The 15,197-nt window shown below is 72.1% G+C and carries 11 protein-coding genes; 3 read left to right on the top strand and 8 right to left on the bottom strand.

The window, feature by feature from the left end; all coding sequences use genetic code 11:
* Positions 1–28 precede the first annotated feature (28 nt).
* The 8 genes from scpB to ACIRPK_RS22800 form a co-directional block, all read right to left on the bottom strand.
* Entirely contained in the window at positions 29–808 is a 780-nt protein-coding gene (gene scpB / locus ACIRPK_RS22835) for an SMC-Scp complex subunit ScpB (protein ID WP_403041119.1), read from the bottom strand.
* On the bottom strand, positions 805–1,620 hold the full coding sequence (locus ACIRPK_RS22830; protein ID WP_403041118.1) for a segregation and condensation protein A: 816 nt from the start codon (positions 1,618–1,620) through the stop codon (positions 805–807). The genes scpB and ACIRPK_RS22830 overlap by 4 nt, the downstream gene beginning before the upstream one ends.
* A gap of 164 nt (positions 1,621–1,784) precedes the next feature.
* Complete coding sequence (locus tag ACIRPK_RS22825; protein ID WP_403041117.1) at positions 1,785–2,228, bottom strand: hypothetical protein; 444 nt, start codon at positions 2,226–2,228, stop codon at positions 1,785–1,787.
* A complete protein-coding gene (locus ACIRPK_RS22820; protein WP_403041116.1) occupies positions 2,225–3,319 on the bottom strand; it encodes a ParA family protein in 1,095 nt (364 codons plus the stop codon). Before ACIRPK_RS22820 ends, ACIRPK_RS22825 begins: the two co-directional genes overlap by 4 nt.
* Before the next feature lie 348 nt (positions 3,320–3,667).
* Positions 3,668–4,783, bottom strand: coding sequence for an alanine dehydrogenase (gene ald, locus ACIRPK_RS22815; RefSeq protein WP_403041115.1), 1,116 nt, complete (start codon positions 4,781–4,783; stop codon positions 3,668–3,670).
* 240 nt (positions 4,784–5,023) lie between these two features.
* Positions 5,024–6,955, bottom strand: a complete 1,932-nt coding sequence (locus tag ACIRPK_RS22810; RefSeq protein ID WP_403041114.1) for a tetratricopeptide repeat protein — start codon at positions 6,953–6,955, stop codon at positions 5,024–5,026.
* Positions 6,956–7,453: 498 nt separating this feature from the next.
* Complete coding sequence (locus ACIRPK_RS22805) at positions 7,454–8,095, bottom strand: NUDIX domain-containing protein (RefSeq protein WP_403041113.1); 642 nt, start codon at positions 8,093–8,095, stop codon at positions 7,454–7,456.
* A gap of 95 nt (positions 8,096–8,190) precedes the next feature.
* Positions 8,191–9,825, bottom strand: a complete 1,635-nt coding sequence (locus tag ACIRPK_RS22800; protein WP_403041112.1) for a CTP synthase — start codon at positions 9,823–9,825, stop codon at positions 8,191–8,193.
* Positions 9,826–10,504: 679 nt separating this feature from the next.
* On the opposite strand from ACIRPK_RS22800, the gene ACIRPK_RS22795 reads away from it, so the two are divergent.
* From ACIRPK_RS22795 to ACIRPK_RS22785, 3 genes are all read left to right on the top strand, one after another.
* Positions 10,505–12,463, top strand: a complete 1,959-nt coding sequence (locus tag ACIRPK_RS22795; protein ID WP_403041111.1) for a glycoside hydrolase family 15 protein — start codon at positions 10,505–10,507, stop codon at positions 12,461–12,463.
* 216 nt (positions 12,464–12,679) lie between these two features.
* Positions 12,680–14,428 (top strand): recombinase family protein, encoded by a 1,749-nt coding sequence (locus ACIRPK_RS22790; protein WP_403041110.1) that lies wholly within the window; start codon positions 12,680–12,682, stop codon positions 14,426–14,428.
* Between the two features lie 374 nt (positions 14,429–14,802).
* Entirely contained in the window at positions 14,803–15,126 is a 324-nt protein-coding gene (locus ACIRPK_RS22785) for a hypothetical protein (RefSeq protein WP_403041109.1), read from the top strand.
* Positions 15,127–15,197 lie beyond the last annotated feature (71 nt).

Raw genomic sequence — 15,197 nt, 5'->3', positions numbered from 1 at the left:
TGGAAGTGCTCGTCGTGCCCGGCCGACCTCACTGCACTTCCCTGCCGTCCGCACGTGCGGCGGCGACCGCCTCCGCGATCATCGTGCCTTCGAGGGACTCCGCTTCCACGTCGTCGACCTCGGGCAGGAAGGGCGCCAGCTCCGGGAGTTCCTCCAGGCCGCGCAACCCCATCCGTTCCAGGAAGTAGTTCGTCGTCCGATACAGGATTGCACCTGTTTCCGGCTCGGAGCCGGTCTCTTCCACCAGTCCTCGCTGTACCAGGGTACGCATCACGCCGTCACAGTTCACACCACGGACCGCCGAGACCCGGCTGCGCGACACCGGCTGCCGGTACGCGACGACCGCCAGCGTCTCCAGCGCGGCCTGGGTGAGCCGGGCCTGCTGGCCGTCCAGGACGTACCGTTCGACGGCCGGCGCGCAGTCGGCCCGGGTGTAGAAGCGCCAGCCCCCCGCGACGAACCGCAGGTCGAAGCCCCTGCCCTGGGCGGTGTACTCGGCGGCCAGCTCGCGCAGGGTCGCGGCCACCTCGGCGACCGGGCGCTCCAGCACGGCGGCCAGGTGCCGCTCGGTGGCCGGTTCGTCGACCAGCAGCAGAATTGCCTCCAACCCGGCCCGCAGCGGCACCGCCGGGGGCCCGTCGGACGGCTCGGCCGGCTCGACGGCCGGGCCGGGCACCTCGGCGGCGGGCTCCGGCCACTCGTGGCCGTCCTGTGCCGCCCCGTAGACGGACTCCTGCCACTCCTCGGCCCGGGACTGCCCCGGGACGCCCAGCGAGCGCCTGGCGGGCCGTGACGGCTCCTCGGTCATGACGGCTCCTTCTCGATCGGCTCCGGCGGGCGGTCGAACTCGTCGGTGACCTCGACCAGCCGGTCGGCCCCGGCCACCCAGCGGACGGTCAGCGCACCCAGCGCCTCCGGCTGGTCGAAGTCCAGCACCCGCTCCCGGTACAGCTCCAGCAGCGCCAGGAAGCGGGCCACCACGACCAGGGTGTCGTCCCCCGCGTCGGCCACCAGGCGGCGGAAGTCGGCCTCGCCCAGGGTGCGGAGCAGTTCGACCACCAGGGCGGCCTGCTCCCGGACACTGACCGGCGGGGCGTGGATGTGGTCGACGTAGACCACCGGCCTGGGCTTGGGCGCCATCGCCCTGGCCGCCAGCCGGGCGAAGCCCTCCGGTCCGATGCTGATCACCACCTCGGGCAGCAGCCCGGCGAGCTGGGGCTCCAGCCCGACGGTGCGGGGCCGCTGCGATGACTCGGCCGCCCAGCGGTCCGCCAGCACGGCGGCCACCTGCTTGTACGCGCGGTACTGGAGCAGCCGGGCGAACAGCAGGTCGCGGGCCTCCAGCAGGGCGAGGTCCTCCTCGTCCTCCACCTCGGCGGCGGGCAGCAGCCGGGCCGCCTTGAGATCCAGCAGGGTGGCGGCGACCACCAGGAAGTCGGTCGCCACGTCGAGGTCCCAGTCCGGGCCCATCGCGCGGATGTGCGCCGTGAACTCGTCGGTGATGGTCGACAGCGACAGCTCGGTGATCTCCAGCTTGTGCTTGGCGATCAGCCCCAGCAGCAGGTCGAACGGGCCCTCGAAGTTCTCCAGCCGCACCTGGAACGCGGTGTGCTCAGCCATCTACGGTCCCGGTGTCTGCAGGGCGTCCAGTTGCACGACCCAGGGGCTCGGGGAACTGCGAGGAGATCTGGCGCCGGGGTCACTGCGAAAGTACCTGACCAAGTACGTCGGATCACGTTCCCGGGGCCGGCGTCGCCGTTCCCCGAGCCCCCGACCGTGGACGCCTAGCGCCCGCGCAAGCGGCGGACCAGGATGCTGGCCTCGCCGCGCTGTTCCAGGTCGGCGAGGACGACCGCGATCGCCTCCCGGACCACCCGGCCGCGGTCGACCGCCAGGCCGTGTTCGCCCCGGAGCACCAGGCGGGCGTGCTCCAGGTCCATCAGCTCCTCGGCGGAGACGTACACGGTGATCTTCTCGTCGTGCCGCTCCCGCCCGCTCGGGCGGCGCGGGGCCCGGCCCCGGGGGCGGGGCCGCCGGGCGGCCTCCCCCGGGGTCTCCTCGGCGGCGGGCTGGGGCTCGGGCCTGGCCTGCGGGACCTCCGCCACCGGACCGCCCTGCTCGGCGCTCCGGGCGGTCTCCGTGCGGGGTGCCTCGGGCCGGCTCAGGGACGGCGACAGCGCCATCCCGCCGGTGGTCCGGAACAGCTCGTCGGCACCCGGGAGACTCACTCGGCGGGGCGGCACCGGTCGAGCACCTCCCTGGCGAGCTGGCGGTAGGCGGCGGCGCCGACCGAGTTGGTCGCGTACGTGGTGATCGGCTCGCCCGCCACGGTGGTCTCGGGGAACCTGACGGTCCGTCCGATCACGGTGTGGAAGACGTGCTCGCCGAAGGCCTCGACCACCCGGGCCAGCACCTCGCGGCTGTGCACGGTGCGCGAGTCGTACATGGTGGCCAGGATGCCGTCGAGCCGCAGGTCGGGGTTGAGCCGCTCGCAGACCTTCTCGATGGTCTCGGTGAGCAGCGCCACCCCGCGCAGCGCGAAGAACTCGCACTCCAGCGGGACGATGACGCTGTGAGCCGCCGTCAGGGCGTTGACGGTGAGCAGGCCGAGCGAGGGCTGGCAGTCGATGATGACGAAGTCGTAGTCCGGCAGCAGCGGCTTCAGCGCCCGGGCCAGTGCGGACTCCCGGGCCACCTCGCTGACCAGTTGGACCTCGGCGGCCGACAGGTCGATGTTCGAGGGCAGCAGGTCCATGCCGGGCACGGCGGTCTTCAGCAGCACCTCATCGGCCGTCAGACCCCGCTCCATCAGCAGGTTGTAGACCGTGACGTCGAGTTCCATCGGGTTGACCCCGAGGCCGACCGAGAGCGCGCCCTGCGGGTCGAAGTCGACCAGCAGGACCCGGCGGCCGTACTCGGCCAGGGCGGCACCCAGGTTGATGGTCGACGTGGTCTTGCCGACGCCGCCCTTCTGGTTGCACATCGCGATGATCTGCGCGGGACCGTGCTCGGCCAGCGGCGCGGGGATCGGGAAGTAGGGCAGCGGACGACCGGTCGGGCCGACGCGCTCGCGGCGTTGGCGGGCGGCGTCGGGGGCGAGGGTCGCGGCGTACTCCGGGTCCGGTTCGTACTCGGCGTCGGGGTCGTCGTAGGAGCCGTACGCGAAGTCGCCGTAGGCCAGGCCGTGTGACGGCAGATCGGTCTCGTCGTTGGTGGTGGCAGGCGCGGTGTTCTGACGTGCCTCGAAGGTACGGACCGCGACCGAGTGCTCCGCCAGTCCCGGCTGACCACCCCCGGGAGCAAATGTCGACTCATTCACAAGTCGTCTTACCTCCTTGGGCATCCAGGACTGTTGTCGATTCGTCAGCGTGGCAGCATGCCGACGGTTTGCGACTCTAGGCTGTCCGCGGCGTTCGCAGCAACACAATCCACGGTAGTGGGCCGGATGTGTCGGCCATTGGACCGGCCACTGTCAAGGGCTGTGAGGCCGTACGCACCTGACGTTTCTGCGCCGGGTGACAGCGAGCACATAAATTGACACGGTCACCCGACCACCCCGAATTGTCGACATGCGTCGATCGGGGGCAGCGGCCGGGCATGCCGAAGCCCCCGGCCGGAGGGGAGCCGGCCGGGGGCGTTCGACGGTCGCTGACGGGGTGTCAGCAGGTCAGGCGAGCACGCTCTCCAGCGAGACCGACGGCAGGCCGAAGGCCTCGGCCACGGCGCCGTAGGTGATCTGGCCCTCGTGCACGTTCAGGCCCTTGGCCAGCGCGGCGTCGCGGCGCAGCGCGTCCTTCCAGCCCCGGTTGGCCAGCTCGACGACGTACGGCAGCGTCGCGTTGGTCAGCGCGTAGGTGGAGGTGTTCGGAACGGCGCCCGGCATGTTGGCCACGCAGTAGAAGACCGAGTTGTGGACCGGGAAGGTCGGCTCGGCGTGCGTGGTGGCGCGGGAGTCCTCGAAGCAGCCGCCCTGGTCGATCGCGATGTCGACGAGCACCGAGCCCGGCTTCATCCGGGAGACCAGCTCGTTGGTGACCAGCTTCGGGGCCTTGGCGCCCGGGATCAGCACGGCGCCGATCACCAGGTCGGCCTCGAGCACCGCGCTCTCGAGCTCGTACGCGTTGGACATGATGGCCTTGATCTTCGTGCCGAAGATCTTGTCGGCCTCGCGCAGCTTGTTGATGTCGCGGTCCAGCAGGGTCACCTCGTAGCCCATGCCGATCGCGATGGTGGCGGCGTGCCAGCCGGAGACGCCACCGCCGATGACCACGCACTTGGCCGCGTGGGTGCCGGGCACGCCACCGGGCAGGGTGCCACGGCCGCCGGCCGGGCGCATCAGGTGGTACGAGCCGACCTGCGGGGCCAGCCGGCCCGCGACCTCGGACATCGGGGCGAGCAGCGGCAGGGCGCCGTTCGGGAGCTGCACGGTCTCGTACGCGATCGCGGTGGTGCCGGAGGCGACCAGCGCGTCGGTGCCGGCCTTGTCGGCGGCCAGGTGCAGGTAGGTGAAGAGGGTCTGGCCCTTGCGCAGGCGGTGGTACTCCTGCGCGATCGGCTCCTTGACCTTCAGCAGCAGGTCGGCGGCCGCCCACACCTCGTCGGCCGTGGGGAGGATGGTGGCACCGGCGGCCACGTACTCCTCGTTGGGGATCGAGGAGCCGAGACCGGCGTTGTCCTCGATGACGACCTCGTGTCCGTTACGGACCAGCTCATGCACGCCGGCGGGCGTGATGGCCACGCGGTACTCGTGGTTCTTGACCTCGCGGGGGATGCCGACCTTCACGACTGAACACGTCCCTTTTGCCTCTGGGGCCCGGCCGGAGAACACCGGCGGGCAACGCGCACGTGGAGACCTCCGGAGACGCCGGGGCACGCTTCGCTACGCGACTATGGTCGAGTGTAATGAAGCCCAGGTGATCCGTCAGCCTTCCAAACTGAATAAATCTGCTGGCCACATTGGCAGATTCGTAGGCTTGCACTCCACATGATCTGGCAAACCAGGTTCAAAGCGACCTTCCGGACATCACTCCGAAGTCGTCCGGCCCCGCTCGGCTTCGACCAGTTCCCGCAGGTGTTCGAGGGCCGTCGTCACCACCCGCTGCCCCCGCTCGTCGCCCAGTCGCCGCAGCACCGCCAGGGCCGCCCGGTACTCCCGCTCGGCCTCCTCGAACCGGCGCTGCGCCAGGTGCGCCTCGGCCGTCCTGGCCAGCAGCCTGGCCTCGGCCCGGTGATCGCCCAGCCCCTGCCGCAGCTCCAGCGCCCGGCCGTACCAGTCGGCGGCGCGCACCGGGTCGCCGAGCGCCCGCCGGCTCTCCGCCACGCCCTCCAGGGCCCGGGCGCAGGCCACCTCGTCGTCCACCGCCCGGCCCTGGTCCAGCGCGGCCCGGTAGCGGTCGGCGGCCACCTCCCAGCGGCCCGCCGCCGCCTGCAGATCGGCCAGGTTGAGCAGCGCGGCGGCGGCCCGGCGGCGGTTCCCGCTCCGCTCGGCCACCTTCAGCACCAGCCCGTGCAGTTCGTACAGGTCCGCCGGGGCGGCCTGGCCGGTCAGCGGCAGGGCCCGCAGCAGCGCGGTCACCAGCCGGCCGGCCGAACCGTCCAGATCCGCCCGGCCGATCGCGTCCCCGACCGCGCCCAGCAGCTCGCCCCGGCGCTCGGTCAGCCAGAGCCGGGCCAGCGCCGGGGTGCGCAGCCGCAGCGGCCCCGGCAGCGGGTCGGGGCCGGGCCCGGCGGACGGGTCGAGCAGCGCCCGGGCCGAGTCCACCAGCCGGACCAGCCGCTCCAGCAGCCGCGCCCTGGCCAGCTCCACCTCGGACGGCCGGTCCAGCTCCGCACGCAGCGCCACCAGCCGCCCGTACAGCCGCCCGGGCACCCGGTACCGGGGCGTGCCGTCCGCCGACTCGCCCTCCCGGTCCAGGAGTTCACGCTCCGTCAGTTTCTCCAGCAGCACCCCGGCCTCCGGCGCCGGGCAGCCCACCAGGGCCGAGGCGGTGCGCAGATCGGCCGACTGGGCGGGCGCCAGGGTGAGCATCCGCAGCATCCGGGCCTCGGCCGCCGGCAGCGACCGGTGCAGCAGCGTGAAGGCCGCCCCCAGCGGGTCGCCGTCCGGGACCGGGACGGGGCCCTCGGCGGTCGGCTCCTCGGTCGCCGCGGGCTCCGCCCGGTCCGCCCCGGCCTTGCCCCGGCGCTTCTTCCGGCGCTCCGAGGCCGGGGGCGTCCGCGCCCCGACCGCCTCGGACAGCTCCCGGGCCGCATCGGTCACCGCCGCCTTGGGGGCGGCCCGCAGCCAGCCCGCCATCAGCCGCAGCGCGGTCGGCCGGCAGGCGCAGCTCTCCGCCAGGCCGGCGGCGCCGACCGGGTCGCAGCCGATCCTGGTGCCGCCCACCAGGCCGCTCAACAGCTCCACCGACGCCGACTGCGACAGCCCGCCCAGGATCACCGGGTCGATCCCCTCGATCCCGGTCAGCGGCCCCGCCGTGGTGGCCACCACCAGCACCTCCGGCGCCTTGGCCAGCAACGGCCAGAGCTGGCCCGAATCCCGCACGTCGTCCAGCACCAGCAGTACCCGGCGCCCGCTCACCGCCGCCCGCACCGCCGCACAGGCGGGGTCGTCCTCGCCCTCCTCCTCCCCCGTCGGAAGCGCTCCCACGGCCGGCTCGCCCAGCTGCTCCAGCAGCCGGCGCGCCACCGTCCCGGGCGCCACCCTGGTCCCGTCCGGCGCCGACAGCCGGGCGAACAGCACCCCGTCCGGGTACTCCTCCGCCACCGACGCGGCGAACCTGACGGCCAGTGAGGTCCGCCCCGACCCCGGCCGCCCCGCCACCACCAGCAGCGGGCAGCGCCCCGCCACCACCCGCCCCCGGGCCGCCGCCAACGCCGCGAGCTCGGCCCCCCTGCCGACGAACAGCCCCGCCCCCTCGGGCAGTTGGCCGGGAACCGGGGCGGGCCGTGCGTCCATCGTCGCCGTCTTCCTCGCCACCTGCGCCACTCCCGACCGGTCAGCCGACGGGCCCGCACCGGGGCCCCGTCCGGGAAGCGTAGTTCGACCCACCACCCGCACAGGAGCTGACACCAGTACTACCAACCACCAAATCACCCTTGCGGACGCAGAACGGCTGCGCCTCTCGCAGAGCGCGGGGGCTGCACCTTTGGCAGGCGCTCAGCGGTCGACCACCCAGGGGCTCGGGGCTGCACCTTTGGTAGCCGATGGGGCATCTACGGTCAGGGGCTCGGGGAACTGCGAGGAGATCTGGCGTTCGGGTCACTGCGAAAGTCCCTGACCACCCCTGAACAGATCACCTTGCAAGGGCCGGCGTCGCAGTTCCCCGAGCCCCTGACTCTCCCGAAGCGTCTGCCAAAAAGGCCGGCGTCGCCCACGCGGCGGAGCCGCACAACAGCAGAGCCCCGAGCCCCTGACCGTAGACCCGGAGCACCTGCCAGAAGCTGAGCCCAGTGCCTAGCTGAACGGCCGGGCCGGCCAGGGCGACTCCGCAGGGCGCAGGCCCGCCAGCCCCACCGGCGAGGTCTGGGCGGCGTGCACCGCCAGCACCCCCGAGACCAGCGTCGGGTTGTGCAGCTCGCCCGCCAGCACCAGCCGGAGCAGCTCGGCGAGCGGCACCCGCGCCGTCTCGATCTCCAGCTCCTCCCCGTGCGCCTCGTACCGGTCCCCGTCCGCCGCCGACAGGTCCGTCGCCAGGAAGAGCCGGAGCGCCTCGTCCGTCCCGCCGGGCGAGGTGTAGAAGTCGACCAGCACCCGCCACTCCCCCGCCTTGCAGTGGGCCTCCTCGAAGAGCTCCCGCTGCGCCGCGTGCAGCGGGTTCTCGCCGGGCACGTCGAGCAGCCCGGCCGGGAGCTCCCAGAGCCGCTGCCGGACCGGGTGCCGGTACTGGCGCAGGATCAGCACCCGCTGCTGCTCGTCCAGGGCGAGCACCGCGACCGAGCCCGGGTGGGTCTGGTAGTCGCGCCGCGCGTACCCACCGTCGGGCATCAGGACCTCGTCGGTCCGGACCCCGGTGACCCGCCCCTGGAAGGGCTGTTCACTGGAGCGTACGGTCCACTCCTCCGCCTGGTCCCTGATCTGCCGCTGACCGTCCGTCATCTCGCACTCCCCTTTTCGTCAGTACGACACTAACTCACGCAGAACGGCGGCCGCGCGAGGAATCGCACGACCGCCGTCACCCGCCGGGGAGGGACTTACTCGCCGGCGGTCTTGATCTTGATGGCCGCCGCCACCAGACCCGCGAACAGCGGGTGCGGGCGGGTCGGCCGGGACTTCAGCTCCGGGTGCGCCTGGGTGGCGACCAGGTAGGGGTGGACCTCGCGCGGGTACTCGACGTACTCGACCAGGTCGCCCTTCGGGGAAAGGCCGGAGAACTGCAGGCCGGTCTTCTCCAGGTCCGCGCGGTACGCGTTGTTGACCTCGTAGCGGTGGCGGTGACGCTCGTCCACGTACTGCTCGCCGCCGTAGACCTCACGGACGATCGAGCCCTCGGCCAGCTTGGCCGGGTAGAGACCCAGACGCATGGTGCCGCCCAGGTCGCCCTTGCCGTCCACGATCGCCAGCTGCTCGGCCATGGTCGAGATGACCGGGTACTTGGCCGCCGCGTCGAACTCGGTGGAGTTGGCGTCCGGCAGGCCGGCCAGGTTGCGGGCGGCCTCGATGACCACGCACTGCAGGCCCAGGCACAGGCCGAGCAGCGGGATCTTGTGCTCGCGGCCGTAGGTGATCGCGGCCACCTTGCCGTCCACCCCGCGGTCGCCGAAGCCACCGGGGATGCAGATCGCGTCCACGTCGCCGAGCTGCTCCTGCGCGCCCTCGGGGGTCAGGCAGTCGTCGCTGGTCACCCACTTGATCTCGACCCGGGCGTTGTTGGCGAAGCCGCCCGCGCGCAGCGCCTCGGTGACCGAGAGGTAGGCGTCCGGCAGGTCGATGTACTTGCCGACCAGCGCCACCTTCACGATGTGCTGGGGCTCGTGCACCCGGCGCAGCAGGTCGTCCCAGACCGTCCAGTCGACGTCCCGGAAGGCCAGGTCGAGCCGGCGGACCACGTACGCGTCCAGGCCCTCGGAGTGCAGCACCTTGGGGATGTCGTAGATCGACTTGGCGTCGATGGCCGCGACCACGGCCTCCTCGTCCACGTCGCACATCAGCGAGATCTTGCGCTTGATGGCCTGCGGCACCTCGCGGTCCGCGCGCAGCACGATGGCGTCCGGCTGGATGCCGATGTTGCGCAGGGCCGCGACCGAGTGCTGGGTCGGCTTGGTCTTCAGCTCGCCCGAGGGGCCGATGTACGGCAGCAGCGAGACGTGCACGAAGAAGACGTTGTCCCGGCCGACCTCGTGGCGGACCTGGCGGACCGCCTCCAGGAACGGCAGCGACTCGATGTCGCCGACGGTGCCACCGACCTCGGTGATCACCACGTCGACGTCCTCGGTCGCCATCCGGCGGATCCGGGACTTGATCTCGTTGGTGATGTGCGGGATGACCTGGACGGTGTCGCCCAGGTACTCGCCGCGCCGCTCCTTGGCGATCACCGTCGAGTACACCTGGCCGGTCGTCACGTTCGCCGAACCGTGCAGGTTGGTGTCGAGGAAGCGCTCGTAGTGACCGATGTCGAGGTCGGTCTCGGCCCCGTCGTCCGTGACGAAGACCTCACCGTGCTGGAACGGGTTCATGGTGCCCGGGTCCACGTTGAGGTAGGGGTCGAGCTTCTGCATCGTCACACGCAGGCCGCGCGCCTTCAGCAGGGCACCGAGGCTTGAGGCGGTGAGGCCCTTGCCGAGCGAGGAGGCGACACCCCCGGTGACGAAGAGGTGCTTGGTCGTCACGGCGCGGCCGTTCGCTGCCTTGCCGGATTGGGGCTGTGCCAAGAGGGGGCTCCCGTGGGTCGCTGTCGAAGGTGACGCCGGTGGAGGGACCGCCGGTCGCCTGGCCGACGAGGAGTTCGCACTCGGCCGGAAGCCTTTCGGCTGCTCCGGCGGGGTCGTCGGGGTCGGCGGCTCCGGGGCGAATGCCCACCAGTCCACGGGATACCAGGGTATCAGCGCGAGGCCGTGGACGCGGTCACGGGCACCTCGGCGCGTCCGCCCCGCGTTCATCCGGCGTTCGCGGAACACCGTCCGGGCTGGCCCGGAAGGATCACTTCCGCCTGACTCGTCCGGACCAGTGCGACTGCCCCAGCCGGACCAATGTGACGTCAAACCGTGTGACAGCTGACGAACAGGGGTTCTTCGGGGTGCCTCGCCCACTGCCGCCGACGTATTCTGCACGGACGCATCGCCGACAGACAGAGCACGCGGAGGGCGAGGGGTCAGGACGACGCCTCTCGGTCCCCGATGCGCGACCGGACAACCGCCTCCCGTACCAGTTCCCGTCCAGGCCAGGGGCCCATCACGGCCCCGCCCCGGTGGCCACCAGCCGCCACCGCCCGGACGTCTCCGGCCCCGCAGCATCCGCGCGCCCCGCCATCGGTGGCCGCCGAGCTCATCTTGCGAACTGGAGACCCACGTGGCCGGCCGTATCGAGGACTACGCACTCATCGGGGACATGCAGACCGCCGCCCTGGTCAGCAGGGACGGGGCGGTCGACTGGCTGTGCCTGCCCAGATTCGACTCTCCCGCCGTGTTCGCCGGTCTGCTGGGGACCGATGAACACGGGTTCTGGCGGATCGGCCCCGCCGAACCGGTGGCCGGCCCCGCCACCCCGGCCCCGCCGCCCGCCCGCTCGGCGTTCACCGACAGCGGCGAGATCCCGATCCCGCCGACCGCAGCCGCCCCCGCCGTACCGGCCGACCGGCGCCGCTACCGGGGCGACTCGCTGATCCTGGAGCAGGAGTGGGACACCCAGGGCGGCACCGTCCGGGTGATCGACTTCATGCCGCCCCGCCCGCTGGCCGGGCTGGACGCCGTCCCGCAGATGATCCGGATCGTCGAGGGCGTCTCCGGCCGGGTCCGGATGCGCTCGGCCCTGCGGATGCGGTTCAGCTACGGCCGGGTGGTGCCCTGGGTGCACCGGGTCGAGCAGCCCGACGGCGGCCACCGCACGGTCGCGGTGGCCGGGCCGGACTCGGTCTGGCTGGACGGCGTGGCCGAGACCTACGGCCGCGACCTGACCACGTACGCCGACTTCACCGTCGAGGCGGGCGAGCGGATCGCCTTCGCGCTCACCTGGCAGGCCAGCCACCTGCCCGCCCCCGCCGCGCCGGACGCCGAGGCGATGCTCGACGACACCGTCGAGTTCTGGCGCGACTGGGTCGCCCAGTGCACCTACCAGGGCCCCTACCGGGAGCCGGTGGTCCGCTCACTGATCACCCTCAAGGCGCTCACCTACGCCCCCACCGGCGGCATCGTCGCCGCCCCCACCACCTCGCTGCCCGAGGACATCGGCGGCGAGCGCAACTGGGACTACCGCTACACCTGGCTGCGGGACGCCGCGATCACCCTCTCCTCGCTGCTGCGCACCGGCTACCGCGAGGAGGCCAGGGCCTGGCGCGAGTGGCTGCTCCGCGCGGTGGCCGGCGACCCGGAGAACCTGCAGATCATGTACGGCATCGCCGGGGAGCGGGAGCTCACCGAGTCCGAGCTGGACTGGCTGCCCGGCTACGAGGGCTCCCAGCCGGTCCGGGTCGGCAACGGCGCGGCCGGCCAGCTCCAGCTGGACGTCTACGGCGAGGTGGTCGAGGCCCTGCACCTGGCCCACATGACCGGCCTGACCCGCAACGACCACGCCCACCTGCTCCAGCTCAAGCTGATCACCTACCTGGAGCAGCACTGGCGCGAGCCGGACGAGGGCATCTGGGAGGTGCGCGGCCCGCGCCGCCACTTCGTGCACTCCAAGGTGATGGCCTGGGTCGCGGTGGACCGCACCATCAAGCTGATCGAACAGACCCCCGCCGAGGGCCCGCTGGAGCGCTGGAAGGCCCTCCGCGAGGAGATCCACCGGGACGTCTGCGAGAAGGGCTACGACGCCGACCGCAACACCTTCACCCAGTACTACGGCGGCCAGGAGCTGGACGCCTCGCTGCTGCTGATCCCCCAGGTCGGCTTCCTGCCGCCGGACGACAAGCGGGTGATCGGCACCATCGAGGCGATCCAGCGCGAACTGTCCACCGAGGACGGCTTCGTGCTCAGGTACCCGACCCACGACGAGGAGGGCAACAACGTCGACGGGCTCTCCGGGCACGAAGGGGCCTTCCTGGCCTGCTCGTTCTGGCTGGCCGACGACCTGGCGATGATCGGCCGGGTGCAGGAGGCACGGGAGCTGTTCGAGAAGCTGCTCTCGCTGCGGAACGACGTCGGCCTGCTGGCGGAGGAGTGGGACTCCCGGACCCAGCGTCAGGTCGGCAACTTCCCGCAGGCGTTCAGCCACGTGCCGCTGATCGACACCGCCCTCCGCCTCACCGCCTGCGCGGGCGCCTACCTCGCCGCCCAGCCCGACGGCCGTGAACGGGAGGAAGCGGCCCTCTGAACCGGCCCCCCGGGGCGTCAGCCCCCAGGGGCTCGGGGCTCTGCTGATGTGCGGCTCCGCCGCGTGGGCGACGCCGACTTTTTGCAGGTGGCCCGGCATCTACGGTCAGGGGCTCGGGGAACGGAGCCCGGTCAGAGCAATAGGTTCTGTCCGGGCCTGGTGAAGCGATCTTCGCTCTCCCAGGAAGGGCAGTAACCCTGACCTGGAGGACGCCCTGTGACCGGCACCCTGACCGAGACCACCGTACGTGCCGACCGTGCCACCCTGCTGGGCCTTGGCTTCACCCCCGCGCAGCTCGCCGACCTGGGCCTGTGGGAGGTGGCGACGGGCACCCCGGATGAGTTGGCGGAGGGATACGCGCGGCGCAGCCGGAAGCAGGACGACTTGGCGACGTTGCGTGGGCACGTCCGGGACATTGCCCGGCGTGCCCACGAGCATGGGGTGAAGATCCGCCACATCTGGTTCGAGCAGAAGTCCGCGTCGAAGTCGTGGGTGCGCCGCACGGAGTTCGACGGCGCCTGTGATGCGGTCCTGGCCGGGATCTCCCGGGCCCTGTACGTGTGGAAGACGGACCGGCTGTCCCGTGAGGGGATGGGCAAGGTCGGTGTCCTGCTGGATGCCTTCGACCAGCGCCGGGCCGGGTTGGTGAGTGTCACTGAGGGGCTGGACAGCCGGAAGGGCGGGCGCATCCTGTTCGCCTTCCTGTCCGAGCGGGCGCGGGAAGAGGCGGCGGAGATCGCGTTCCGCGTCACCAACGGCATCAAGGTCCACAAGGAGGAGGGGTGCTTCACCGGTGGCCGTGCCCCCTTTGGGCTGGAGGCGTACGGGCCGAAGGGGGCGAAGCGGGTGAGGCCGCACGGGGCGGAGTACGGGGTGTCCCGCCGTATCGGCATCCGGCTGTGGGAGAACCGGCGGCCGAAGGAGATCGTGGCCGAGCTGACCGCTGACGGGGCCGTGCGGCGCAACGGGAAGCCGTGGACGGAGCGGGCGATTGTGGAGCTGGCCCACTCCCCGTGCTGGGCCGGGCTCGTCCCGGAGTCGCGCCCGGTGCTGGACGAGTTCGGGCAGCCGACGGGGAAGTACGACCGCCCCGGGGCGTTGATGGGCCCGGACGGGTTGCCGGTGACGTGTGGCGAAGGCGTTGTGACGTACTCGGAGTGGGTGACGATCCAGGGGAATCTGGCCGCCCGCTCCACGGACAGGCCCCGGGCCACGGGCCGGGGACGCGGGCACCGCCAGCGCACTGCCCTGCTGCCTCTCATCCTGCGCTGCCCGCACTGCGGCGGGCCCGCGAAGAGTGGGGGCGTGGTCCTCACCTGCCGTACGCGGGTGGAGCAGGGCCCGGCCGCCTGCGTTGGGTTCACCACCGCGTCAGCCCGGCTGGAGGCTGCGGTGGAGGTGCTGTGGATCAACCACGTGCGGTCCCTGCCCCCGGGGTCCGTGACGGTCCAGGCGATTGGCCGCCGGTGGCTGGGGTTCATGAACCCGGAGCAGACCGCGCAGCGGGACAAGCTGCGCTCCGCCCTCCAGCAGGCCGGGGAGCGGCGCGCCCAGCTTGATGACCGGTACTACCTCAAGGGCAACATGCCGGAGCGGGATTACGTGCGGCTGGCGGAGGCCCTGGACCTCCAGGTGGTCACCCTGACGGGGCAGTTGTCCGCCCTGTCCGGCGAGGACGACCTGGCACCGCTGGGCGACGGTGAGACGCTGGCGGAGCTGTGGGCGGGGCAGGACATCGACGGGCGCCGGGCCCTTCTCCAGGCCGCCCTGGGGCACCTGACGGTCCGTCCGGCCGCACGCCCCGGTGACCGCACGCCCATAGCGGACCGCGTGGTGGTGACGTGGATTGACGACCCGCAGCCGGGGGTGCGGAAGCTGGCCGTACAGGCCGCGCAGCGGACCCGGCAGCGGAAGGCCAAGGCCCGGCAGCCCGTGGCCAGCGGAAGCCAGACACAGGCCGCCTGACGGCCCGCAGGGACCCGCAACGGCCCGTCATTGGGGATCACCCCCGATGGCGGGCCTTTGCGTGCTCGGGGTGTCCCGCTGTCCCGTCCTGTCCCCCCGGGTGGCCGCGCGCTCTACCCCCGCCCTCCTTAGAGGAGCAAGGGCAGCCAACCGCGCTGCCGATTGGAGGGCAGGGCATGGCGCTGTTTGGACCCCGGATCACGCACGCGGAAGCCGTCCGGCGGGTCACTGCGAAGCTGGATCAGGTACGGCCTGGTGGTGAACGATGGTCGGTGGACACGGCCCCGCACGGCCGGACAGAGGTGGTCAACTACCTTGCATCAACGGGACGTTGTGGCGAGTACGGGGACCACTTCGAGACCCTGTCGGACCCGTTGGCCGTGAATGTCCCCGGCTGCACGACCCGCACCGCCCAGGCGCTGGCCGACACCGCCCAGACCCTGGGGCTGGACGTCACCGTGGCGGACAGGCCCGGCCGGGACCCGCTGTTCGCCTTGGGTGGCCCGCACGCCACGGCGGGCATCGTGGACCCGCGCGGCATCGCCCTGGCCCTGCTGGTGGAGCACCGCAGGAAGGCCGCCCCCGTGTCGGATGAACTGCTGTGGGCCGCTGGCAGGTTGACCGCATCGGGCACCCACGCCAAGGCAGTCGCCTACGTGCTGCCCAACGTCCTTACTGACTTCGGCGCGTCAGGGTGAAGTGTGTGGAAGTGGCTGATGTGCGTGGTGGGGTGACGGTATCTGGTGGTGTGTGAGATATGCGGATGGTG

Origin of the sequence: Kitasatospora sp. NPDC101801, assembly GCF_044766665.1 — a bacterium.
Lineage (GTDB): Bacteria > Actinomycetota > Actinomycetes > Streptomycetales > Streptomycetaceae > Kitasatospora.
The sequence above is the reverse complement of the archived record's forward strand: the minus strand, read 5'-3'. Positions and strand labels throughout refer to the sequence as shown.